The following is a 24,879-nucleotide window of genomic DNA, read 5'->3' as shown; positions in this document are numbered from 1 at the left end:
ATTTTGTAGCAGCTCTGATTTCTAATGTGTCCATTTTTTAATTTCCTTGTATGTTTAACTGATGGATACATGATGCCCTAGCTTCTTAAAACAGCCGAGCAATCGGAGTGCTTTGTTCAAGCCAATAAAAAAAATCCTGCCTTTGTTTGGCAGGATTTGAAAATTTATTGCACATGGTGAAATAAATTTAAAAACGGTTTATCTCAAAAATTGCGCTGATTTATCGCGCGCGGCTTCAGGATAAGGCCGGCCATTGCTGCATTAACAGGCTTTCAATACCTTGCTTGAGGCCGTCTGAAACAAACGGATTGCCGTATTTCTGCTGCGCCGCAAACAATTGGTGTAATTCTTGCTGTAAATCTTTGCGGTCAAACGTATGCGTATAATCGCCACGCTGGTTACGTATATGCCCGCTTTGGGCTTGGAATTTTTTAACAGCCAATTCAGCAGGAGTACGGTACTCGCTACTTTGTAAGGCTTGGTGGTTTTCGTGTACACCTGCCAATAATCTGCCTAATTCTTTATCCGCGCCTTCGCTTTCATTTTTACGTTGGGAAAGATAACCTCGATGTTTTACCAAATGTAGCAAAACAGCAGCCCATTCCTTCGGCATTAATTTTCGATCCAAACCATCAACACGCAATTGCCAAGGCGTATTCGGTAGCGCTTTAACCAAGCCCTCCGCATTAAGATCATCTGCATGCAAAATACCCTCACGCTTCAATAAACGGCGGGCACGCAACAAACGATGGGTGCGGCGGCGGATCAACCGGCGGGCACTTCGCGCTTGGCGGCGGGCGGCAGCTAAAGAATCGCCTGTTTTCGGCACTTCGGCGCGCTCAAAAGTACGTACGCCCACATCAATCAAACGGGTAGGATTTTCTTCTGTATCGATTTCCACTACGGCCCAGCCAACCGAAGCAATACCTAAATCAAGGCCAAGAATATAATTTAGCTGTTTTAATCGAAAATGAGATATAGACATGACAATTCTCCCATGTTGTTGTTATATGTAATAAATATATCTTAACTAATTATTTATATGCAATATAGTACTTGACAACATGAATCTTTTTGCTAAGATAAGCAACATATTGTTGCACTGCGAAATGAGAAACGTTGCTACAATAAGGCTTCTTATACCTGTATAAGATATGCCGCAACGCTCTGCCCCTTAAAGTTTAGGCTTTAAGGGGCATCGTTTTTATATTTTTGTTTTTAGCTGCAAAGCTTTTATTACCCAAAAATAATTATAATTTTTCAGACGGCCTTTTAATCACAGAAATCATTCCCCGCATTTCTTATAAATAATCAGAATTTGATTTAAAACGAACCGGTATTTTCACAAATAAAAAACAAGGCCGTCTGAAAAATGTATTTCAGACGGCCTTGTTTTTAATATATCGCTATTTAGTCAAACAAAGCATCTACAAACGCTCGGGCATTAAAAGGACGTAAATCATCAATGCTTTCACCCACACCGATATAGCGCACCGGAATCGGGCGGCTGGATGCAAGGGCGGAGAGAACGCCGCCTTTGGCAGTACCGTCGAGTTTGGTAACGATCAGGCCGGTGAGACCTAAGGCATCATCAAAGGCAACAACTTGGTTTACGGCATTTTGGCCGATATTGGCATCCAGAACGACAATGATTTCATGCGGCGCATCCGGCATGGATTTTTGCAGCACACGCTTCACTTTTTTGATTTCTTCCATCAAGTGTAGCTGGGTAGGCAAACGGCCTGCCGTATCAGCCAATACGATATCGATACCACGGGCTTTTGCAGCCTCTACGGCATCAAAGCACACAGCGGCCGAATCGCCTGAGGCTTGCGAAATTACGGTAACGCCGTTACGCGCCCCCCATTCCTGCAACTGCTCGCGGGCTGCCGCGCGGAAGGTATCGCCGGCAGCCAATAAAACCGTTTTGCCTTGGCTTTGGAAATATTTGGCCAGTTTGCCGATAGAAGTGGTTTTACCTGCCCCGTTGATACCGGCAAGCATAATAACAAAGGGTTGCTTGGTATCGGGAATTACCAAAGGTTGTTCAAGGGGTTTAATCAAATCGTAAATAGCTTCTTTTAATGCGCCGCGTAGTTCTTGGCCGTCTTTCAACCCTTTTAAAGAAACACGTTTGCGCACATCTTGCATCAGATATTCGGTGGCTTCGATGCCCATGTCGCTGGTAATCAATACGGTTTCTAGTTCCTCATACAAATCTTCGTCGATTTGTCCGCCACCGAATACACCGGCCAATGATTTGGCCATTTGGTCGCGCGATTTGGTCAAACCTTGTTTCAAACGTGCCGCCCAACTGAGTTTGGCAGGTTCTTCCTCTATGGTCTGGGCATGAGGTACGGCAGCAGCAACCGTAGCAATACTGTCGGCCTGTTTCAAAACATCAGCAGCTTCCGACGCCGCCAACTCCAATGGTTCGGAAATTTCCTGAATAGCGGTTTCAGTGTGGATTTTGACAACCGGGGCATTAGGATCGAATTGCTCCGGCAATGAGTTATGACCGCCTACGACATCGGCTACCAAGCTGCTGATTGGATTGGTTTCGGCATCTGCGGCAACGGCGGCACGTTCGGATTCGGTCAGCGGAGCAACTTCCTCTTCGGCAGACTCAGGCTCTGCATCATCAAACGGTTCGACTGAACCGGCTGTAAGGGTTTCCACTTCAGTTTGGGAATCTTCAAGCAGCTCGGCAGACTGCTCCTCTGTTTTTTTCTTACGTTTGAAGAAACTGAACATGTGTTTTCTCTCAATAAATTAGTTGGCCGGGTAATCGGGCTATTGTAGCTTATTTTTAAGCAACTCTGAAAATCCTACTTCCGATTGAATCAGTTCTCTTTGCGATCTGCCCGCCATGAAGCTGTTCAAATCTCTGCTCTTTTGGCATCGGCAGGGCTAAATGGTATTTTTGGTGCGTATGCCGGCGCGATACTGCTGCCAAATGCCGAAAAGATAAACTGCCACACCGAGCCATACCCATGTATAGCCGATAAAACGGGAAAAAGTGAAAGTTTCACGAAAAACAGTCAAACCGACCATAAGCTGGGCAGTAGGCGTAATGTATTGGATCATGCCGAAATGGCTTAAAGGAATACGCCGTGCACCTGCGGCGAAAAATATCAACGGTATGGTAGTGGCAATACCCGAACACACCAATAAAGCTAATGGTAAGGGCGGCAATTCGCTGAAAATCAGCCCGCCGTGCCACGCTGTCCAAACCAGATATGCGGCAGCAAACGGCAGCATCAATAGAGTTTCCAAAGCCAACCCGGGTAAAGCATCCATCGGAGCGGTTTTTCTCAATAAGCCGTAGATGCCGAAACTAGCCGCCAACAACAAAGCCACCCAAGGTATCCGGCCAGCGGGTATTGCCAGCCACAAGATACCGGTAACCGCGAGCAAAATAGCAATGATTTGGGTGCGGTTGATGCATTCTTTCAGAAAAAAACGGCCTAGCATAATGCTAACCAGCGGTGAAATAAAATAACCTAAACTGGAATCCAACACATGGTTGTGGGTAACTGCCCATAAAAACACCAGCCAGTTCACCGCCAAAGCCGCTGATGAAAAAATAAAAGTGGATAACAGCCTGCGGTTGGAAAATGCGTCCAAAAGGGTTCGGCCATAACCGCAAACGGCAACAACGATGACGACAAATACCGAAGACCATACAACCCGCTGTGCCAATAATTGGTCGGCTCCGATCACGCTGTGGGTAAGGGGATACCAATACAGCGGAAACGTTCCCCAAATCAGGTAGCAGGAAAGCGCATAAATCAGGCCTTTTTGGGTTTCACTGAGGCCGTCTGAACGGGTGGCATTCATTGTCGGGCATTCAAATATAAATGGCAGAAACCAAAATCTGCTGTTAGCACGGGAGAATAAGCAAGCCAAACAGGCAAGTACTATATTCGGCCTACCAAAAATCATTCAAAACCAATACTGCCGGCAAATCATTACCGTTTTATAACTCATTCACGGCTTTCAGACGGCAAGGCAAACATTATTTGCCAATGCAGAAACGGGAAAAAATCACACCCAATAAATCATCGGCCGTAAACTCACCGGTAATCTCATTGCAAGCTACTTGTGCCAGCCGCAAATGTTCGGCCAACAACTCGATCTGGTGATTACCGCACAATGCGGCGTTTTCCAACTCGGCGGCAGCAGTATGCAGGGCATTCAGATGACGGCTGCGAGCCAAAAACAGGCTCTCGCTTTCCCCTTGCCAACCAACTTGCTTCAACAAGGCTTGTTTGAGCAGATCCAACCCTTGTTTGTGTTTGGCGGAAATTTTGATGACGGTATCTGCACCGCTAAGAGTATCTATGCCGTCTGAAACAGATGCGGAATCACCGCTTAAGTCGATTTTATTGTGGATTTCGATTTTTTTCAGTGAACCAGGCAGGCTCTCGAGAATAGCGCGGGTAGTCGCATTAATACCTTCACGCGGATCAAGCAGAATCAGGGCAATATCGGCTTCTTGAACGGCCTTACGGCTGCGCTCGATACCGATTCTTTCCACAACATCATCCGTTTCGCGCAAACCTGCGGTATCAATGATATGTATAGGGACACCGTCGAGCGTGATTTGTTCGCGTACAGTATCGCGGGTGGTACCGGCAATATCGGTTACGATCGCAACCTCATCACCGGCCAAAGCATTCAACAGGCTGGATTTACCCACATTGGGTGCGCCCACCAAAACCACATTCATACCTTCGCGCAAAATCGCGCCTTGGGTAGCACTCGCCAATACGGTTTGTAATTGGGCTTGCAAACCGGCCAATTTGCCTTTTGCATCGGCAGCCTCGAGAAAATCGATGTCTTCTTCGGGGAAATCCAATGTAGCCTCTACCAACATCCGCAAGGTAATCAAACCGTCTACCAATTCATGGATATGCTCCGAAAACGCGCCTTTCAGCGAACGCAAAGCCATGCGTGCGGCAGATTGGCTGGAGGCGTCAATCAAATCGGCAACGCTTTCGGCCTGTGCCAAATCAAGCTTGCCGTTTAAAAAAGCACGCTTGGTAAACTCGCCCGGTTCCGCCATTTTGGCACCCAGTTCCAAACAACGTTGCAGCAGCATATCCATCACTACCGGCCCGCCGTGGCCTTGCAATTCGATCACGTCTTCACCGGTAAAGCTGGCCGGAGCGGCAAAGTAGAGCAGCAAACCGTTATCTAAAGGTTTGCCGTCGGCAGCCAAAAAATCGGTGTAAAGTGCCTGTCTCGGCTTAGGTGTTTTACCGCCACTGATGGTTTGTGCCAACGGCAGCAGGTTTTTTCCCGACAATCGGATCACGCCGACACCGCCCCGGCCCGGGGCGGTCGCAATGGCTGCAATAGTGGGTTGGACTGCGGACATCTTGTGCTTTCAAAAAATGAATGTGGTTATTATATAAGGAAGCGAAAGCGAAGTCATAATGACGATAGCGCGGATACATTAATATTTGTTTAAATATTAATGTATGTTTACGGTGTTTACCCGATTACGAACAATTCTCCAAACCTGTGGATAATTTTGTGCATAATTTGTCGGTAAATCGTTATCAGGTATGAAACGAGCGGAAATCTTAGGCAAACTGTGCCAGATACCTATGTTTAAAAAATACTTGGCAGCATTTTTATTTTTATATTTTTATTTTTTAAAACAATATATTGAAAAATAATCAAGGCCGTCTGAAAAGTTTTCAGACGGCCTTTTTATAAAGTTGCAACTACTTAAACATCGTAAGTCGTAGACGCTGTATTGCCGCCTTTACCTGTCCAATTGGTGTGGAAAAATGTACCGCGCGGTTGGTCTGTACGTTCGTAAGTATGTGCACCGAAGTAATCGCGTTGGGCTTGCAACAAGTTGGCAGGAAGACGGGCTGATGTGTAACCGTCGAGAAAGGTAATCGCCGAAGTCATGCAGGGCATGGGAATACCTGCTTCAATTGACTTGGCTACAACCTTGCGCCATGCGCCCATGCATTGTTCGAGAATATTTTTGAAATAATTGTCCGAGCCGAGGAATACCAAATCCGGATTAGCTTCGTACGCATCGCGGATATTACCCAAAAATGCGCTGCGGATAATACAACCTTCACGCCAAAGCAAAGCGGTATTACCGTAATTCAGATTCCAGTTTTTGGTTTCGCTGGCTTCACGAATCAGCATAAAACCTTGGGCATACGAAATAATTTTCGAAGCTAACAATGCTTGGCGCAAGGCTTCTACCCATTGGGCTTTATCACCCTCTACCGGAGTAATGGTTTTGCCGAACAAAGCACCTGCTTTTTCACGCTGTTCTTTAAACGAAGAAACGCAGCGGGCAAATACGGCTTCGGAAATCAGCGTGAGCGGAATGCCCATATCCAAGGCATTGATGCCTGTCCATTTGCCAGTACCTTTTTGACCTGCAGTATCCAGAATTTTTTCAACCAGCGGCTCGCCGTTTTCATCTTTAAAGCCAAGAATATCAGCAGTAATTTGAATCAGGTAGCTGTCGAGTTCGGTATTATTCCATTCGCTGAAAATACGGTGCATTTCATCATAGCTCAAGCCCAAACCGTCTTTCATGAATTGGTAGGCTTCACAAATCAGCTGCATATCGCCGTATTCGATACCGTTATGCACCATTTTCACAAAATGGCCGGCACCATCACTGCCTACCCAGTCACAGCAGGGCTCTCCTGCCGGAGTTTTAGCAGAAATGGCTTGTAAAATCGGCTTCACATAAGGCCAAGCTTCTTCGTTACCGCCCGGCATAATAGAGGGGCCGTGGCGCGCGCCTTCTTCACCGCCGGATACACCCGCGCCAATGAAACGGATGCCTTTTTCTTTCAAATATTGTGTACGGCGGGTGGAATCGGGATAGTTGGCATTGCCGCCATCGATAATAATATCGCCTTGATCCAAAAGCGGCAGCAATTGTGCGATAAAATCATCAACCACTTCGCCTGCACGAACCATCAGCATGATTTTGCGCGGGCTTTCCAATTTATCGACTAATTCTTGCAGCGAATATGCGCCGGTAATTTGGGTGTTTTTTGCTGGGCCGTTGAGAAAATCTTCGGTTTTGGAAGTGGTGCGGTTATAAGCCACCACTTTGAATCCTTTATCGTTCATGTTGAGAATCAGGTTTTGTCCCATTACGGCCAAACCGATTACACCGATATCACCTTTCATCGGAAGCATCCTTTTGTGAAGTATGTGAAATTTTTAATTTACCCGACACTTTAACCTATCAGGGCAAGGCAGACAATCATAAAAAAATCTTATGCATTGATATTTATGCAATCTTTTTTATAAAAGTACGCAATATGCGATAAAAAAATAGCCAATTCATAAAAGTTTCGAACATGATATTTTTACTTCGGAATATTCAAGCTTACCAACCGTTGAAAAGGCCGTCTGAAAGTTTTCAGACGGCCTGGCCGTTTCAAACAGCCTTTATTTTATATAACGGTTTTATATCCCAAAACTTAAGGGCGATATTGCGGCATTACGCCGTTGGGTAGTAATTGCCATACATAACCTGTGTGTTTCTGCTTACCGGCCACATTACCTGCTTCATCACCGTATCCCCAAAAATAATCCACACGCACAGCACCCTTAATCGCACTGCCGGTATCTTGCGCCATAATCAGGCGGTTTAGCGCATCATTGCGGATAGGATGGGTAGTCGCTACAAATAAAGGCGCGCCGAGAGTGATATGGTGGCGGTCAACTGCGCCGCTGTATTCTCCCAACAACGGTACACCCAAAGCACCGATCGGGCCGACATCGTTACCGGGCAGCTCGCGGAAGAAAACATAACTCGGATTTTGGCCGAGTACCTCAGCCAAACGCTGCGGGTTTTTCTGCATATAGGCTTTAATTCCTTGCATCGTGGTTTGCGCCAATGGGAGATATCCTTTATCGGCCATATAGCGGCCTATGGAAACATAAGGATATTCGTTTTTATCGGCAAAACCGAGACGGATGTAGCGGCCGTCGGGAGTTTTCAGACGGCCCGAACCTTGGATATGCAGAAAAAACAGTTCAACCGGATCGTCTGCATAACCTAAAACCGGAGCACGCCCGTTTAATGCGCCGCCGTTAATCTGATTTCGGGTGTAGTAGGGAACAAAACGGTTGCCTGTAAAGCGGCCTTTTAATGCGCGGGTACGTTCGGTAATCGGAAATTCAGCCAGATTCGCCGTATAGCTGCCGCTATTACTGATTACGCCGCTGTTTGCTCCGGTCGGTTGGATACGCACAGTTGCTTTACTACCGCGCAAATTAGCAGGCAGATCGACAGAAACAAAATCACTAGGTATGCCGTAAATCGGGAAGCGGGCTTTGGATGTTTGCTTCGTATCGCCATGTAGAACGGGTTCGTAATAACCGGTAACGGTACCGCCAAGCTTGCCGTTACTGCTCACTTGCCAAGGGGTAAAGTATTGTTCGAAAAATGTTTTAGCTGAAACATCATCAATAGGTGTTTGTGTTGCTTGGGTACATACAGTTTGCCAATCGGCTTGATTTTTCAAACGTTCGCAGCCCAAGCGGAAAGCACGGAGGCTTTGACCGAAACGCTGAACCTGCCACTGAGGTAATGCCGAATGAGAAACAACCTGATAAGTAGTACCGCTGCCCGGAGGGCTAATGCTATAACCGATCGGAGAAGGTGTACCTGCCGGTAAAGGCGTGCCGGGTATGGTAACGGTATCTTTAGGCGGTATGACAACTGGCGGAGTAGTCGGCCGACTGCTACAGGCAGCCAAAACGGCGGTTAGTAAAACCGGTAATGAAAAACGGATGATTTTAGTAGCATTCATGAAATATTTTCCGAGTTGTCTTCAGATAATTTGTTTTAATACAATATCTTAGTTTAATGATAAGGCATGTGGTTACAAGATGTAGATGAAAATGTATCAGCTACCTACATCAACGTTTTACCAAATATATCCGGTAAACAGAATAAATTTGGCAGACTTATCAATCGGCTTTTTGGTTCCCTGATTTTTAAGGGATTATTCACGGAAATTAGGGCCTGAAAAAGCAAACCCGCATTCTAGCATAAAATCAAATACATAATTTCCAGATGGCAAATTAGGGCTTAAAAGGCTTTTTGAGCCTGTTTTTTTGGATCGGAGGATTAACAATTTAAATATATAATTTTTTATAAAAACGGATTTTGATGATTATGATAGATGCCGATGCCTGTGGATAATCTGTTTTTTATCATTTTTTTCATTACCTTGGGCCATCTGAAAAAGACGGGAAAAAGTATCCGTAGATGTGTGTTTTACTTGTGGAATATTGTGGATAGATTTAACTATAATATTTTTAACTGTGTATAATTTTGAGACTATATACAGTTGTGGTTTTGATTAATCCCAAGGTGCGACATTTGAAATTAACCGTTTTAAGTGACTGCATGCCTACCCTAATACAAAGTGAGAAAAGTCGTGAAAAAACAATTAACTGCATTATCGGTTTTATCGGTATCTTTATTTCTGGCAGCTTGTGCCGCACCTCAACCGCCGGTTGGAAAGCATACTGCCGACACAGGTGATCATGCGCCCGAGCGGAGTACGGGGTTAACCGACCAGACTTTGGTCAAAGCCAAAGATTTTATGGCGGCTTCAGCCAATCCCTTGGCTACGCAAGCAGGCTATGATGTATTGAAGCGTGGCGGTAGTGCGATTGATGCAATGATTGCCATGCAAACCACATTGAGTTTGGTCGAACCGCAATCATCCGGTTTGGGCGGCGGGGCTTTTTTGGTGTATTGGGATAACCGTACCAAAAAACTGACCACTTTTGATGCGCGTGAAACTGCGCCGCAAGCAGCTACGCCGCAATTGTTTTTAGATGCTCAAGGTAAACCTTTGCAGTTTATGGATGCGGTGGTAGGCGGTCGTTCGGTTGGTACGCCCGGTATTCCGAAATTAATGGAAGACGTACATAAGCGTTACGGCAAACTGGCATGGGCGGACTTATTTGATTATCCGGTAAAATTGGCCGAAGAAGGTTTTGCTGTTTCACCCCGTATGAGCGAATCGATTAAGCAAAACCAACAATACTTGAGCCGTTATCCGGCTACGGCAGCTTATTTTCTACCCGAAGGCAAGCCTTTGGAAACTGGTACTTTGTTGAAAAACCCTGAATTTGCCAAAAGTGTGCGTTTGTTGGCCAAAGAAGGCAGCGCGCCTTTTTATAATGGTGTTTTGGCAAAAAATATTGTTAAAACGGTAACTTCGGCAACAGATAATCCGGGAAAATTAGCGCTGGCGGATTTTAAAAAGTATCGTGTTATCGAACGCAAACCAGTATGTAAGCCTTATCGTGAATACGAAATTTGCGGTATGGGCGCACCTTCTTCAGGCGGCCTGGCTTTGGCTCAGATTTTCGGTATTTTGCAAAATTATGATATGAAGGCTTCGGGTGCTGCCGATATTCAAAGCTGGCGTTGGTTGGGCGAAGCTTCCCGTGTGGCATTTGCCGACCGCGATTATTATGTGGCGGATCCGGATTTTGTCAGCGTACCGGTGAAATCTATGCTGGATTCGGCTTATTTGAAACAGCGTGCACAAAATATCGCTGCTGGAGATAAAGCTTTGGAAAGCGTATCTGCAGGCGTATTCACACAACCGCAATCATACAGCCGCGGTAAAGCTGTCGAGCTGCCTTCGACCAGTCATTTAGTGATTGTGGATAAAGAAGGTAATGTGGTATCGATGACGACTTCGATCGAAAATGCTTTTGGTTCGACATTGATGGCAAACGGTTATTTACTCAACAATGAATTAACTGATTTTGCTTTTAATCCTGCTGATGACAAGGGTAAAACCGTAGCCAACAGCGTAGCGGCGGGCAAACGTCCGCGTTCTTCAATGTCACCTACTATCGTGATGAAAAACGGCGAACCTTACTTAGCGGTAGGTTCTCCCGGCGGTAGCCGTATTATCGGCTATGTTGCCAAAACCTTGGTAGCTCATCTTGATTGGGGTATGGATATCCAACAAGCAATTAATCTACCCAATATGCTCAACCGTGGCAGCACTTACGAATTGGAAGAAAAAACTTCTGCGGCTAATTTGGCTGATGCCTTGGGTGGTTTGGGATATAAAGTACAAGTGCGTGATTTAAATTCCGGTGTTCAAGGTATCGTTATCCATAAAACCGGTTTGGAAGGCGGTGCCGATCCGCGCCGGGAAGGAAAAGTAATGGGTGAATAAGTTACAGAATTTCCGTTGATAATAATAAACGCCGTCTGAAATATGTTCAGACGGCGTTTTCTTATAACATAAATATCGTTTAAGCCGCATTCGGCAAACCGTGAAATGCCGGTGGTAAATCTTCATCATCGGCAAATTCTACCCATTCGTAAGCAGTTTCGTCTGCCAATACCGCCCGCAACAACGCATTATTAATGGCATGGCCCGATTTATAACCTTCGAAAGCACCGATAATGGGATGGCCGAGAATGTACAAATCACCGATGGCATCCAAAATTTTATGACGTACAAATTCATCGGAATAGCGTAATCCTTCGGGATTCAGTACATCGGTATCGTCAATCACAATCGCATTGGAAAGATTGCCGCCCAAACCAAGATTATGTGAGCGCATCATTTCGACTTCCTGCATAAAACCGAATGTGCGGGCACGGGCGATTTCATCTATATAAGATTTATTAGCAAAATCGATTTCAAATGTCGGATTACTGCGGTTAAAAACCGGGTGGTCGAATTCAATCGTCAAAGTTACTTTAAAACCATCGTAAGGTGTGAAGCGTACCCATTTTCCGGTTTCCTTTACTTCCACCGGTTTGAGAATTTTCAAAAACCGTTTTTGTGCTTTTTGATCTATGATGCCCGCATCTTGAAGCAGGTAGATAAATGGCAGACTGGAGCCGTCCATAATCGGAATTTCAGGCGCATTCAGTTCAATCAGAGCGTTGTCCACACCATAGGCAGCCAATGCCGACATAATATGTTCGATCGTACCTACGCGTACACCGTGTTCGGTAACCACGGTAGAAGATAGGCGTGTATCGTTAATCAGATAAGGGCTTAAAGCAATCACTTCGCCTTGAACACCGTTTAAATCAGTACGGCGGAACGAAATACCGCTGTTTTCAGGAGCGGGATGGAGGGTCAGCGCCACGCGCTCGCCCGAATGCAGGCCAACTCCGGTCACACTAACCGATTTGGCAAGGGTTCGTTGCAACATGGTTGTTCCTTTTTAATCGCTTAAATATTTCAGACGGCCTTATCATACGATAAAAACAGAACAACTATATACTGTTTTTAATAGTATTTACTTATCACATTCGGAAACACGCTCAAAAACACTGAATAACCTTTATCTTATCCACATAATTTATCAAAAGTGCAAAATTATCCACATTTGTCCACCGCTTTCAGACAGCCTTATCCAAAAACCTTCATGAAAGACAGGTTTTTGTTTTTTCATGTAAAAAGCAGTTTATACACAAGACACGTAAGTATTCATCCAATATTATCTTTTTATATATAAAAATCAGATTAAATGTTTAAACACATTTAGCAAAAATCAAACTTATCTAATTTGCAAAGCGGCTTTAACAAAAAAATACAAAGTAGCCCTAGGTAGTAATTTTATTTCATGGTAAAAATCAAACACTAAATCTCAAATTTCTGTATCAGTCCATATTTTCAGGAGTAAAACATGAGTATAAAAGTTGCGATCAACGGTTTTGGCCGTATCGGCCGTTTGGCATTGCGCCAAATTATCAAAACCGAAGGTATTGAAGTTGTTGCCGTAAATGATCTGACTCCGGCCGATATGCTGTTGCACCTTTTCAAATACGACACTACACAAGGCCGTTTTCAAGGTACCGCAGAATTAAAAGATAATGCCATTGTAGTAAACGGACAAGAAATCAAAGTATTTGCTAATGCTAATCCCGAAGAATTACCTTGGGGTGAATTAGGTATTGACGTGGTATTGGAATGTACCGGCTTTTTCACCAGCCAAGAAAAAGCGGGCAAACATTTGGTTGCAGGTGCGAAAAAAGTAGTGATTTCCGCTCCCGGCGGTGATGTGAAAACCGTGGTATACGGTGTGAATGAAGATATTTTGGACGGTAGCGAAACTGTAATTTCAGCTGCTTCCTGCACCACAAACTGTTTGGCTCCGATGGCTGCCGTTTTACAAAAACAATTTGGCATCGTTGAAGGCTTGATGACGACTATTCATGCTTATACGGGCGATCAAAATACATTGGATGCGCCCCACCGCAAAGGAGATTTCCGTCGTGCCCGTGCAGCCGCACAAAATATTGTGCCTAACAGTACAGGAGCTGCCAAAGCTATCGGCTTGGTTATTCCTGAATTGAAAGGCAAATTGGATGGTTCGGCCCAGCGCGTACCTGTAGCTACAGGCTCTTTAACCGAATTGGTAACCGTATTGGAAAAACCGGTAACGGTGGAAGAAGTAAACGCAGCCATGAAAGCGGCTGCCAACGAATCATATGGTTATACCGAAGAAGAGTTGGTGTCTTCCGATATTATCGGAATCGAATACGGTTCGTTGTTTGATGCTACGCAAACCAAAATCGTCAGTGTAGGCGATAAACAGTTGGTGAAAACAGTAGCATGGTATGACAATGAAATGTCGTATACTTGCCAGTTAGTACGTACATTGAAATATTTTGCTGCTTTGATTAAGTAATATCGGTTTACGCTTCACATAGAATTTACAGAATAACAACCGATATACGGAAAGGCCGTCTGAAAAAATATTTCAGACGGCCTTTTATTATTTTCAATCAATTATATTAAAGTATATTATTATATTAATAACTCTATTAATCTCTCCCCGAATAATTGGAGCACTAGGTGACTGTTTAAACTACTTACACCACTTGGAAATGGTAATACGGCTACTATGGTGCCGTTTTCGTTTCTTTTCCATTGCAGCACGTGGCTTTCAATAATTTCTTCTTTGAAGCTACAAAAGCCGTCTGAAAAAGCTAAATTGAAATCATAACTGTAACTTTTTCCAAAGCAAATGATTAGGCGTGGCCGATAAGTTTCTACCCAACGATTCATTTCTATAAAACGGTATTTACGGCAAAAATTAATGTATTCGTTTTTATTTTGAAAGTCTGGAATTTCAGAAAATTCGTCCTGCCATAATGAGACATCGGTACTTTGAAAGGCAATGGGATACAAATTGATTTTGTAATAGCCTGAGTTGGCATTTTTAACAAATGGTTGAATCTCTCTAGCGAAAGTTTGATAGTCTGACACTTGCCGGCCATTAAATGCGGCCGGTAATTGACAAATACTGATGTTAAAACCATATTGGAGCTTGATTTCCTTATCACTGTAACCAAAATGGGGGGTTATCATCGTATGGATGTGCGACCATTTTTCTCAGTGTTTCAACGTTATCTCCACCTCCCCATTCAATACCGCATATTCATACTGAAGGTTTGTCAGGCGAACTAATATCACCACCGTCATAACCATTGAAATCAAGAAGCCAGCTATATTGCTTTTTTAAATCCATTATCGTATTTCCCATGATTAACAGTTAATTTTTTGAAATTAGATAAGTTGGTTTATTTCAGATACAACAGCAATTATTATTGCATGATTCCCCTGTATCTGAAATTTTACTTCATACCCTGCAACAGCCATCACATAAATCCGCTCAGGAATATCTTGGTAGGCCGGGCGTGGATCTTGGGCAATCGATTGGCTGATAAGGATTTTCTCATGTTCGGATAGTATTTCGGCACCACAATCAGCTTGCCAACTTACTGATAGTTCCTCCGGTTTTCCTGTTACAAACCCGCTTGTGGCATTAGGCTTGGCTTCGACAAAAGGAATATATGGTTTGATGTCGACTATCGGGGTGCCGTCCAGCAAATCACCGCCACTGCAAATGAGGCTTATACCGTTTTGTGTATCAATACGTTCTAATTTTAATAACGATAAACCCAGATGGTTCGGACGATGGGGGCTACGGGTAGCAAAAACCCCCATTTTTTGTTTCCCGCCCAAGCGTGGAGGGCGAACCAGCTGCGACCAACCTTCCTCTATTACTCCGTGGAAAATAAAACTTATCCACACATAATCAAATTCATCTAATCCGCGGATGCTGTCGGCAGTAAACTCAGGATTTAATTCAATGCGGATTTCTGCGGCGGGTACTAAACCCGGCTGGCGGGCCACACCGAATTTTTGGCGGTAAGGAGAACGGGCGATGGCTATACTGTGGATAATATGCTGCATAAGGATACTTTTTATAAAAAACGGTTAATTGTAGCATTGCGCATCGGTTTCAGACGGCATTTTGTTATAATGCAGACCTTATGTGCAAAATCTGGAGCAGCTTGCCGTGGTGATTGTATCTATTGATGTTGATGCACAAAAAACCTTTACACCTTTATGTCCGACCGAGTTGCCGGTAACCGGTGGAGATGGAATCGTTGCAGAGCTTAATGCCCAAGCGGGATTAGCTGACTTTCGTGTGATGAGCAAAGATGCGCATAGCCCGTATGCTCTTTGGTTGGTAGATAGCCAGGCTGAAATGTTGCAGCCTACAGGTTTGCCCAATGCGGATATCACTTGGGTATCGCATGCGATTGTAGGCACTCGGGGTTTTGAGCTGCTCGACGGTTTGCCTGATATCAATGGTTATGATTATTGCATATGGAAAGGAGTCGATCCGGCTCTACACCCTTACGGTGCATGTTTTCATGATATTGAGGAAAGATTGAGTACAGGCCTTTTAGAGTGGCTGCACAGTAAACAAACCGATGTAGTTATTGTGGGTGGTTTGGCTACGGATTATTGTGTTAAAACAACAGTTTTACAACTATTAAAAGGTGGAAAATGGCAAGTATGGGTGAATGCAGCCGCTTGTCGCGGGATTGCTGCCGATACGGTGGCACAAGCGTGGGAAGAGATGAAAAATGCCGGTGCCAAAATTTTCCAAAATACTGCAGAAATTGAAAATAATATTTTAAATCAGTAATTTATAAATGTTTCACGTGAAACACTAATCAAACATAGGCCGTCTGAAAACGGTATGGTGAAGGGCAAATTTCAAATGAAAATTCTACTGGTACGTTTGTCGAGTATGGGTGATTTGATTCATACTTTACCTGCAGTAGAGGATTTACGCCGTTTTCATCCTGAAGCCGAGTTGCATTGGTTAAGTGAGGCAGGTTTTGCGGATATTGCACGTTTGCATCCTTTTGTAGCTAAAGTGCATGAAATGCGTTGGCGGTATTGGCGAAAACACCTTGGTGAAAAGCAAACTTTTCGAGAAATTAAAGAGCTTTGTGAAATTCTGCGGCAGGAGCACTACGATTTTGTACTTGATAGCCAAGGCTTGTTGAAAAGCGCTTTATTTGCCCGTATGGCCAATGCGCCGATAAAGGGTTTGGATTTTAATAGTGCCCGCGAACGTTGGGCGGCTTTGTTGTATAATCAAGGCTTCTCCGTTCGAAAAGGTGAAAATGCCGTTTGGCGTAACCGTGTATTGTTTGCCAAAGTGTTTGGCTACAACTTGCCACAACAGTTATCTTTCGGCTTACAGGTGCCGCAGGCAGGATGTTTGAACGATTTGCCCTCTCAATATTATGTAGCGCTGCATGCTACCAGCAGAGATAGCAAATTATGGCCGCAACCGCACTGGTTGACTTTATTAAAGGCATTGCATGATGAAAGCGGATGTGTAATTTATCTACCCTGGGGGAATAGCGCTGAAAAAGCACGTGCGGAGGCTATGGCTGTGGAATTGCCGTTTGCAGTTGTCTGCCCGAAGCTGAATTTGTTACAAGCCGCGTGGCTCTTGGATAAAGCAGAAGGCGTTATCGGTGTAGATACAGGTTTATTACATTTGGCAGATGCTTTAAATAAACCCGTGGTCGGAATTTATACTGATACTGACCCACACAAAACAGGAGTTCAACCATCGCCTTGGGCATGTAATTTAGGGGGTGTTGGACAAATTCCGAATCCTGATATGGTATTGCAAGTCTTAAAAAATTGTGTAAAAGCCAAGCATGATGCAGAAATAGTTTAGATTCTGTATGAATGCGCACTGAAATCTAACATGTTACGGTTTGCCGTAAAACATTAAAATTTAATGGATAGCAGCTGCACGAAAGAATATCTAAAGCCGTCTGAAAACAATCGGATGTTGATTTGAAACGGGCAGTAAATAGAAATCACAGCTTTGCTAAACAAGTAAAGCGTATTTTGCAGACAGCCGGATTTTAACGGCGCGAGGAGAATGCATGAAAGCATTGGTAGCAGTAAAACGTGTTGTCGATTACAACGTTAAAGTACGTGTAAAAACAGATGGTTCGGATGTGGATATCGGTAATGTAAAAATGTCTATGAATCCGTTTGATGAAATCGCCGTAGAAGAAGCTGTACGCTTGAAAGAAGCCGGCAAAATCAGTGAGATTGTAGCTGTTTCTCTCGGTGAGAAAAAATGTGAAGATACTTTGCGTACGGCTTTAGCTATGGGCGCGGATCGTGCCGTACATGTGGAAACCGATGCTTTTCTTGAGCCCCTGACTGTTGCCAAGCTGTTGAAGGCGGTTGCAGAAAAAGAGCAGCCCCATTTGTTGTTGTTAGGGAAACAGGCAATTGACGACGATGCTAATCAGACGGCTCAAATGTTGGCTGCCTTGATGAATTTACCACAGGCCACTTTTGCCAGCAAAGTAGAGTTAGATACTCAAGAAGTGTTGGTTACCCGAGAGATTGATGGCGGTGAAGAAACATTAGCTTTAAAATTGCCAGCCGTAATTAGCACTGATTTACGCTTGAACGAACCGCGCTTTGTTAAATTACCTAATCTGATGCAGGCTAAGAAAAAGCCGTTAGAAAAAGCTACACCTGCCGAATTGGGCGTAGATACGGCTTTGCGTTGTGAAGCAGTGGCGTATGCGGAGCCTAAAGCCCGACAAGCAGGTATTAAAGTTGCCAATGTGGCAGAATTGGTGGAAAAACTAAAAAATCAGGCCAAAGTAATTTAATGGAGAGCGAAATGAGTGTATTGATTATTGCCGAACATGATGGCCGACAATTAAATCCTTCTACTTTGCATGCTGTTGGTGCTGCTACCAAATTAGGTTTGGTTGATATATTAGTTGCAGGTAACCATATTGCGGCAGTAGCTGATCAAGCAAAAAATATTCAAGGGGTAAATAAAGTATTATTGGCTGATGCGGTGCATTATGCTGAAGGTTTGGCTGAGGAATTGGCACCTTTGGTTGTGCGTTTGGCTGAAAATTACAGCCATATTGCAACAGCTGCCAGCGCATTTGGTAAAAACTTAATGCCCCGCGTAGCTGCTTTATTAGATGTACAGCAGATTTCTGATTTAACCGAGATTATTGATAGTCAGACATTTATTCGCCCGATTTATGCAGGTAATGTATTTAAAACGGTAAGAAGTAATCAATCTAAGCAAGTTTTGACTATCCGTGCTACCGCATTTGAAGCGGTGGTTGCTAATGGCGGTTCAGCTGTTGTAGAAGTAGTTGAAGTTACGCCCGCACAAAATCTGAGCCGTTTTGTTAAGCGCGAATTGACAAAGTTTGATCGCCCTGAGCTTACCCAAGCAAAGGTAATTGTTTCCGGGGGGCGTGCATTAGGAAGTGCCGAGCAATTCAAGGCCATATTAGAACCTTTAGCTGATGTTTTAGGTGCTGCTATAGGTGCTTCACGTGCTGCTGTTGATGCGGAATATGCACCAAATGATTATCAAGTTGGCCAAACCGGTAAAGTAGTTGCGCCGGAGTTATATATTGCTGTTGGTATTTCAGGTGCTATCCAACATATTGCCGGTATGCAGGATAGTAAAGTTATTGTTGCTATCAATAAAGATCCGGATGCACCAATTTTTAATGTGGCCGATTATGGATTAGTAGCAGATCTTTTTGAAGCAGTACCTCAATTAACAACGGCTTTAAAACAGCAATCATAATTCGGATATATTTATAAATTACCTGCTTTGGTATAATTTTTCCGAACATTAGTTTATTCAATATTTAAGTCTTATCCGCCTTATCGGTTATAAATAATCGGTAAGGCGGATTATTATTAGATATTGCTTAGTATTGCTAAAAACAAATATAAAAACCTAATTACACATCAGTATAGACCATAAATTAGGTAAATTATGATTTGTTTCACGTGAAACACTGGTTAGTTTATCTTAAAAATAATAAAAATATTGCAATAATTCTGTGGATAAGTTTGTAGATAATTATTATTAAGCCTAAGGCATAACTATAATCTAAGGTATTCACCCTAGTAAATATATGAGTATGATTGATCTAAAATAAATAATAATCATATTGTTAGCATTTGGTTATGCCATAATTTTTAGATTTTAAATTAGTTTTTAATTTGAAATTTAATCCATATTTATTAAGTGGAAACAGTGGATAAATTATTTAGGATACAGAGATGGAAGTAACAACTTACCGTACTTTAGCTGCTCCGGTAAAAGCTGAATTTAAAGATAAGGGTAGCCGTTTTATTGCATTTGCTTATCCGATTCAGAGTGCTGATGAAGTAAAAGCTTATATTGAGCTATTGAAACAAGAGCACCATAAAGCCCGTCATTGGTGTTTTGCTTGGCGTATTGGAACTGATGGCATGCAGTTTCGAGCCAATGATGATGGTGAACCTTCCGGCAGTGCAGGCCGCCCTATTTTGGGCCAAATTGATTCGGCGGGTCTAACAGATATTTTAGTGGTTGTGGTTCGCTATTTTGGTGGCACATTGTTAGGCGTACCCGGGTTAATACATGCTTATAAAACCGCTACTGCAGAGGCTTTGTCAGTAGGTGCAATTATTGAAAAAAATATTGAAAAAACAGTATGGCTAAGATGTGATTACGCATATTTGAATGAAGCAATCCGTATTGGTAAACAGTATCAGGCCAATATTATCATGCAAGACTTGCAATTGGATTGCCGGCTTACTGTTAGAGTGCCTCTCGCTTATTATCAAGCCTGTATTGAAGCTTGGGAACATACAAGAATGATAGATATTAAAACTATATCTGATGGAAATACCAATAAGCATAATTAAAAAAGGCGAAATAATATATTTCCATTATACGGATAGAAAAATGAGCTTTTCTTGATACTATTCTAAAGTTTCAGACGGCATTATTACTTTCAATCTCATTGAATCAAATATTTAGAAATTTATATCAGTTGTAAAAATTTTATTTCGCTAGAGAGGTTCTCCGTTACAATAAGCAGTAATTAAAATTGTTGTATAACGGAGATAATCTGCATGAGTTTGAATCAAAAACTACCTAATCCAAAATTGCCGGAAGAAATTCGCCGTGAGGTACAAGCGCGGGAGTCTTATCATGTTTTAAAGATTATTTCCGAATTTGTCGAAGCAGGTGAAGAGCTTCGAGCAATTCAACCGGCAGTAAGTATTTACGGTAGTGCCCGTATCAAACCCGAACATCCTGATTATTTATTTACGGAGACTTTAGCAAGAAAGCTTTCGGATGCTGGTTTTTCGGTAATTTCAGGCGGTGGGCCGGGTATCATGGAGGCTGCAAACAAAGGTGCATTTGCCGGAAAAAGTGCAGCTGTCGGCTTGAACATTGTATTACCACACGAACAGCATGGTAACCCGTATCAAGACCTATCAATTAAATTTCAACATTTTTTCCCACGTAAAGTCATGTTTGTGAAACATGCCATAGCCTATGTGGTAATGCCCGGCGGTTTTGGAACATTGGATGAATTGTTTGAAAGTCTTACTTTGGTTCAAACCGGTAAAATTCCTAATCGCCCGATTATTTTAGTAGGTAAATCATTTTGGCAAGGAATGATGGCCTGGATTGAAGAGCAACTATTGGGTAGAGGCTTGATTTCACCGCAGGATTTGAAACTGTTGAAAATTTTAGATAATGAAGATGAAATTGTTTCTTATATTTTTAATCATCTAGATTGTAGTAGCGAAGAATTGTGTATGCCGAGTGATAATGCTTGGTCGCTTGGTCTATAGTATTATGGTTGTCTGAAATGGAGTTTGAAGTTTTATATAGGCATACTGATTTTATTGCGATTAATAAACCAATTGGTATTGCTGTTCATCAAAGTGAAGATACTGAGGTTGGGTTGACCACAAGATTGGCAGCGCAGATAGGGGTCCCTCGTATTTGGTTGGTACACCGTTTGGACAAAACAACCAGTGGCGTATTATTGTTGGCACTTAATAAAAAGGCTGCTTCGTTATTGGCAGAACAATTTGCGCTTAGGCATATACAAAAAACATACTTAGCGCTTAGTACTGGAAAACCTATTAAAAAGCAGGGCTGGGTAAAGGGGGATATGGAAAAATCCCGCCGCAGTACGTGGAAATTAATACGCAGTCATTATAATCCTGCAGTTACTCATTTTTGTAGTAGATCCGTTTCCCCTGGTTTGCGTTTATTTGTATTGTATCCTAAAACAGGTAAAACCCATCAGCTCAGGGTAGCTATGAAAAGCTTGGGTAGCCCTATTTTAGGTGATACATTATATGGAGGAGCGTCCTCCAAGCGGTTATTTTTGCATGCTTGGCGGCTTAAATTTGAATATCTTGGACAAACATATTTTATATATGCTCCTTGGGATAGTGATTGGCCCGAAGCAATGGCAAATTTGCTCAGCGGGTTGGGAATTGAATAATACAAATGCTGTATATATTGTCATTTTTTCTGTTCTAGAACACCGTTTAACCATTCAAACCCAAATTAACATCAGTCACCGTTATAATCTGAGCAAATTATATTCGTTTAAAATTATATGAAATTTTATTTTCACAGATGGATTACAACTAGTATTTTATTGGGATTATGTACCCCGGTTTTTTCAGCAACTTATATTTGCCGTTTGGATGAAAAAGCTGTTTTTAGTACCGAAAAGTTAAATAATAGTTGTACTGTTTCTCAAATGGATGGCATAAGTGATCACTTAGGGGTTCAAGCAAATGCAGCATCAGAGCCCGTAGCAGATCCCATTGGTAAAATTTGGGAGTCCGAGCAATTCGGTAGCTATAATGATATTAAAATTATTCCTTCTACACGTGATACCACGATAACCAACACAGCAGAAGCGGCAAATCCGAAAGTTAATGTAAAACTACGCGGCCAAAAAACTCAGGCTACTACACGAAATGGCCGTCCAGTAAGGCAGTCTGCACCAATTATTGCAGCTCCATCTCCAAAACCTCAATTAAGCCGAAAACAAATTTTACAAAGTGAAGTTCGCAACGAAAAAGCAGCTTTAATTAGGGCTCAGGCTCAGTTAAATGTAGCAAAACGTAAAGGTGCAACAGCCCGTGTACAGCAACTGAAACAGCAAATACTTGACCGAGAAGCTAATATTCGTGCAATTGAAAGCGAAATGAATCGATAATTTTTTATTATTGTGAGTGGTTAGAAGTTTTAAGTAGTGTTGATACAGTTTAAGAAATTTTTAAAGAAGGGTTTCAGCTATTCCGAGAGTAAGAATAAAAATTAAAAGCCGCCTATATTTGGGCGGCGCTTTTTTGCTAAAAACTAAATTTATTTAGTTACTTCTTTAGCTTTTTCAGCAGCTTCTTTCGCGGCAGCTACTGCATCAGCTGCTGCATCTTTGGTTGCATCGGCAGCTTGAACTCCGGCTTCTTTTGCGGCTTCAGTAGCGGCACCAACAGCAGAAGCAGCATTTTCTTGGGCTTCTTTAACGTCAGAAGCAACTGCTTGCGCAGCTTCTTTGGTTTCTTGTTTGGCTTCGTGCGAGCAGGCCGCCAAAGCAGCAACCATAAATGCGGCAGTCAAAAATTTTTTCATTTGGGTTATCCTTAAAATATAGTCATAAGTCAGCGGCAGTTTTTTTAACAGCAGTGATTGAATCAAGGCTTGCTTAAGAAAAATCTGTTCGCTTTAAAATCATAGCATATAGTTGTCTTATCAGTGAAAAATTATCTGGCGTTTTCAATTATAAAAATAAGGAAAGTTTTTATAAATTTCTTGACAAGATTATATTATATGCAATAAAATTAATTTCCTTAGGGTCGTTAGCTCAGCTGGTAGAGCAGCGGACTTTTAATCCGTTGGTCGAAGGTTCGAATCCTTCACGACCCACCAGCTTAAAAGGCTAAGCTGAAAATTGCTTGGCCTTTGTTATTTTTATTGAATGCTTTAAATTTGATTTAAGTACCTGTTTCATAAAAAGTTATAATTTATAGATACAAATTCAAATTAAATTTATGATAGGTAAGGTTTATAGACCTTTTTCTATTTTGAGGGTAGTTTTTGCTCTTGGCCAAAGTAAAAAGCGCACGGAATATCCGTAGCGCTTTTTTTAATATTTGAAATTATTCAGATACTCTTTTTAAAGCGGAAATACGCTCGCTCGCACTCGGATGAGAGGCATAAAAGCGTTCATACCATTTATCAGATACCAAACTGGAAGCATTGCTTCGATACAGTTTGGTGAGGGCTTGAATCAGATGATGTGCAGATGAAGCTTCGGCGGCAAAACGGTCGGCTTGAAATTCGTTTTTTCGTGATATAAGGCTTGAAAGTGGTGAAAATGGAAAAGTGAACACCGGCAATATGAGCATAAAGAGTAAAAGACCCATTGCATGGCTGGGGTAGGATACGCCTAATCCTTGATAAAAAGCCACATGGGGCATTAGTTGGCCGAGTATAAACAATACACCTAAAGCTAATACAAAGTTGACAATCATTTGCCGGATAATGTGGTGGTGCTTGAAATGGCCTAACTCATGTGCCAATACGGCTTCAATCTCTTCGGGTTGCATATCTTTGAGTAAGGTATCAAAAAATACAATACGTTTGTTTGTTCCCAATCCGGTGAAATAAGCATTGCCGTGACCTGAACGCCGGCTACCATCCATAACGAAAATACCGTTACTTTGAAAGCCGGTACGGTCTAAAAGGCTTTCTATTTGTGCTTTTAAAGGGCCTTCGGGTAGAGGTTCGAATTTATTGAATAAAGGTGCAATCCACTTTGGATATGCCCATAATAAAAACAGTGAAAAACCCAACCATAGCAGCCATACCCATAACCACCATGAATTACCGGTCACCCCCATCAGATAAATAGCAGCATATAGCAGGGGTATGCCGATGATTGCACCGAGTAATAGCCCTTTGATGCGGTCGATAAAAAATGTGGCGGGTGTGCTACGGTTAAAGCCGAAGCGGCCTTCTAGTTTGAAAGTTGCATAAGCATCAAAGGGTAAGCTTAATATTGTGCTGATCAAAACAAACAAGGTAATCAGCCATACACCTTGTGTGATGGGGCCGTCTGAAAGTTTTGCAGAGATGGCCGCTAAAGTATTGAGGCCACCGCCGAGGGTGAATATCATCAATAGAATTGAGTCATAAAGAATACGATAACGTGCCAAGCGTTGTTTGGCCAAAGTGTAATCAGCGGCTACTTGATGCTCTGCAAGGGTAACTGTTTCAATGAAATCGTGCGGCACTTCTGAACGATGGCGTAATACGGCACGGCTTTGGCGGACGGAAAGATACAGCTGTAAAGCAGTTGAGAAAACAAAGAAAAGCAAGAATATTTTATAAACTGATTCGGCATTCATCATAAAGTATCGCATTTTCAATAAAAAACGGTGTAATTGTAGCGCAAAGCCTACAGTAACGGCGCGGTTGCCGGAGAAATGTTGGCTTTCCGATAGGCTGCACTTATAATAACCGCAGCAACTTTTCATAAAACCTTCTCTAGTTTCGGGAAGTATATGAATCTTAAGGCCCTTGTATACAAGGGCATTTTTTTATCTGCTGTTTTCAGACGGCCTTATTTACGGTGGGCGGGCTAAT

The 24,879-nt window shown here is 42.7% G+C and carries 18 protein-coding genes, 1 tRNA gene and 3 pseudogenes; 11 read left to right on the top strand and 11 right to left on the bottom strand.

What is annotated here, in order from left to right; genetic code table 11:
* Positions 1-238 precede the first annotated feature (238 nt).
* The 6 genes and pseudogenes from cas9 to ACEPPX_RS10440 form a co-directional block, all read right to left on the bottom strand.
* A pseudogene (cas9, locus tag ACEPPX_RS10465) lies at positions 239-985 on the bottom strand (type II CRISPR RNA-guided endonuclease Cas9); the annotation flags it as partial.
* 425 nt (positions 986-1,410) lie between these two features.
* Positions 1,411-2,427: pseudogene (ftsY, locus tag ACEPPX_RS10460) on the bottom strand (signal recognition particle-docking protein FtsY); the annotation flags it as partial.
* Positions 2,428-2,910: 483 nt separating this feature from the next.
* Positions 2,911-3,840: an EamA family transporter RarD gene (gene rarD, locus ACEPPX_RS10455; protein ID WP_416623981.1), complete on the bottom strand. Its 930-nt coding sequence runs from the start codon at positions 3,838-3,840 to the stop codon at positions 2,911-2,913.
* A 178-nt stretch (positions 3,841-4,018) separates the two neighbouring features.
* Entirely contained in the window at positions 4,019-5,383 is a 1,365-nt protein-coding gene (gene mnmE, locus ACEPPX_RS10450; RefSeq protein WP_416623980.1) for a tRNA uridine-5-carboxymethylaminomethyl(34) synthesis GTPase MnmE, read from the bottom strand.
* A 356-nt stretch (positions 5,384-5,739) separates the two neighbouring features.
* The gene (gnd, locus tag ACEPPX_RS10445) at positions 5,740-7,188 is read right to left on the bottom strand and encodes a decarboxylating NADP(+)-dependent phosphogluconate dehydrogenase (RefSeq protein WP_416623979.1); all 1,449 of its coding nucleotides are present in this window, start codon (positions 7,186-7,188) and stop codon (positions 5,740-5,742) included.
* 296 nt (positions 7,189-7,484) lie between these two features.
* On the bottom strand, positions 7,485-8,822 hold the full coding sequence (locus ACEPPX_RS10440; protein ID WP_416623978.1) for a murein transglycosylase A: 1,338 nt from the start codon (positions 8,820-8,822) through the stop codon (positions 7,485-7,487).
* Between the two features lie 633 nt (positions 8,823-9,455).
* Here ACEPPX_RS10440 and ggt point away from each other — a divergent pair.
* Positions 9,456-11,228 (top strand): gamma-glutamyltransferase, encoded by a 1,773-nt coding sequence (gene ggt / locus ACEPPX_RS10435; protein WP_416623977.1) that lies wholly within the window; start codon positions 9,456-9,458, stop codon positions 11,226-11,228.
* Between the two features lie 79 nt (positions 11,229-11,307).
* Here ggt and lpxC read toward each other — a convergent pair whose 3' ends face one another.
* Positions 11,308-12,225 carry a UDP-3-O-acyl-N-acetylglucosamine deacetylase gene (lpxC, locus tag ACEPPX_RS10430; protein WP_416623976.1) on the bottom strand — a complete coding sequence of 306 codons (918 nt, stop codon included), beginning with the start codon at positions 12,223-12,225 and terminating at the stop codon, positions 11,308-11,310.
* A gap of 477 nt (positions 12,226-12,702) precedes the next feature.
* Between lpxC and gap the strand changes: the two genes are divergently transcribed.
* Positions 12,703-13,707 carry a type I glyceraldehyde-3-phosphate dehydrogenase gene (gene gap, locus ACEPPX_RS10425; protein ID WP_416623975.1) on the top strand — a complete coding sequence of 335 codons (1,005 nt, stop codon included), beginning with the start codon at positions 12,703-12,705 and terminating at the stop codon, positions 13,705-13,707.
* Positions 13,708-13,826: 119 nt separating this feature from the next.
* Here the strand turns inward: gap and ACEPPX_RS10420 are convergent, their stop codons facing one another.
* Both ACEPPX_RS10420 and tsaA read right to left on the bottom strand, forming a co-directional pair.
* A complete protein-coding gene (locus ACEPPX_RS10420; protein WP_416623974.1) occupies positions 13,827-14,390 on the bottom strand; it encodes a hypothetical protein in 564 nt (187 codons plus the stop codon).
* Positions 14,391-14,588: 198 nt separating this feature from the next.
* A complete protein-coding gene (gene tsaA / locus ACEPPX_RS10415) occupies positions 14,589-15,278 on the bottom strand; it encodes a tRNA (N6-threonylcarbamoyladenosine(37)-N6)-methyltransferase TrmO (protein ID WP_416623973.1) in 690 nt (229 codons plus the stop codon).
* A 109-nt stretch (positions 15,279-15,387) separates the two neighbouring features.
* On the opposite strand from tsaA, the gene ACEPPX_RS10410 reads away from it, so the two are divergent.
* The 8 genes from ACEPPX_RS10410 (at position 15,388) to ACEPPX_RS10375 (ending at position 22,447) form a co-directional block, all read left to right on the top strand.
* Positions 15,388-16,023, top strand: a complete 636-nt coding sequence (locus ACEPPX_RS10410) for a nicotinamidase (protein WP_416623983.1) — start codon at positions 15,388-15,390, stop codon at positions 16,021-16,023.
* 75 nt (positions 16,024-16,098) lie between these two features.
* Positions 16,099-17,079: a lipopolysaccharide heptosyltransferase I gene (waaC, locus tag ACEPPX_RS10405; protein WP_416623972.1), complete on the top strand. Its 981-nt coding sequence runs from the start codon at positions 16,099-16,101 to the stop codon at positions 17,077-17,079.
* Positions 17,080-17,293: 214 nt separating this feature from the next.
* The gene (locus ACEPPX_RS10400) at positions 17,294-18,043 is read left to right on the top strand and encodes an electron transfer flavoprotein subunit beta/FixA family protein (protein ID WP_416623971.1); all 750 of its coding nucleotides are present in this window, start codon (positions 17,294-17,296) and stop codon (positions 18,041-18,043) included.
* 11 nt (positions 18,044-18,054) lie between these two features.
* On the top strand, positions 18,055-18,996 hold the full coding sequence (locus ACEPPX_RS10395) for an electron transfer flavoprotein subunit alpha/FixB family protein (RefSeq protein WP_416623970.1): 942 nt from the start codon (positions 18,055-18,057) through the stop codon (positions 18,994-18,996).
* 485 nt (positions 18,997-19,481) lie between these two features.
* Positions 19,482-20,111 carry an IMPACT family protein gene (locus ACEPPX_RS10390; RefSeq protein ID WP_416623969.1) on the top strand — a complete coding sequence of 210 codons (630 nt, stop codon included), beginning with the start codon at positions 19,482-19,484 and terminating at the stop codon, positions 20,109-20,111.
* 210 nt (positions 20,112-20,321) lie between these two features.
* The gene (locus tag ACEPPX_RS10385; protein ID WP_416623968.1) at positions 20,322-21,053 is read left to right on the top strand and encodes a TIGR00730 family Rossman fold protein; all 732 of its coding nucleotides are present in this window, start codon (positions 20,322-20,324) and stop codon (positions 21,051-21,053) included.
* A gap of 17 nt (positions 21,054-21,070) precedes the next feature.
* On the top strand, positions 21,071-21,718 hold the full coding sequence (locus ACEPPX_RS10380) for a TIGR01621 family pseudouridine synthase (protein ID WP_047761926.1): 648 nt from the start codon (positions 21,071-21,073) through the stop codon (positions 21,716-21,718).
* Positions 21,719-21,835: 117 nt separating this feature from the next.
* On the top strand, positions 21,836-22,447 hold the full coding sequence (locus ACEPPX_RS10375) for a hypothetical protein (protein ID WP_416623967.1): 612 nt from the start codon (positions 21,836-21,838) through the stop codon (positions 22,445-22,447).
* A gap of 161 nt (positions 22,448-22,608) precedes the next feature.
* Here ACEPPX_RS10375 and ACEPPX_RS10370 read toward each other — a convergent pair.
* Positions 22,609-22,863: pseudogene (locus ACEPPX_RS10370) on the bottom strand (hypothetical protein); the annotation flags it as partial.
* Positions 22,864-23,084: 221 nt separating this feature from the next.
* Here ACEPPX_RS10370 and ACEPPX_RS10365 point away from each other — a divergent pair.
* Positions 23,085-23,160, top strand: a tRNA-Lys gene (locus ACEPPX_RS10365).
* Between the two features lie 230 nt (positions 23,161-23,390).
* On the opposite strand, the gene ACEPPX_RS10360 is transcribed toward ACEPPX_RS10365, so the two are convergent.
* On the bottom strand, positions 23,391-24,641 hold the full coding sequence (locus ACEPPX_RS10360; protein WP_416623982.1) for a M48 family metallopeptidase: 1,251 nt from the start codon (positions 24,639-24,641) through the stop codon (positions 23,391-23,393).
* Positions 24,642-24,879: the final 238 nt, after the last annotated feature.

This window comes from Neisseria sp. S1 (assembly GCF_048060015.1).
GTDB lineage: Bacteria > Pseudomonadota > Gammaproteobacteria > Burkholderiales > Neisseriaceae > Neisseria > Neisseria arctica.
This window is presented reverse-complemented; position numbering and strand designations above follow the sequence as displayed.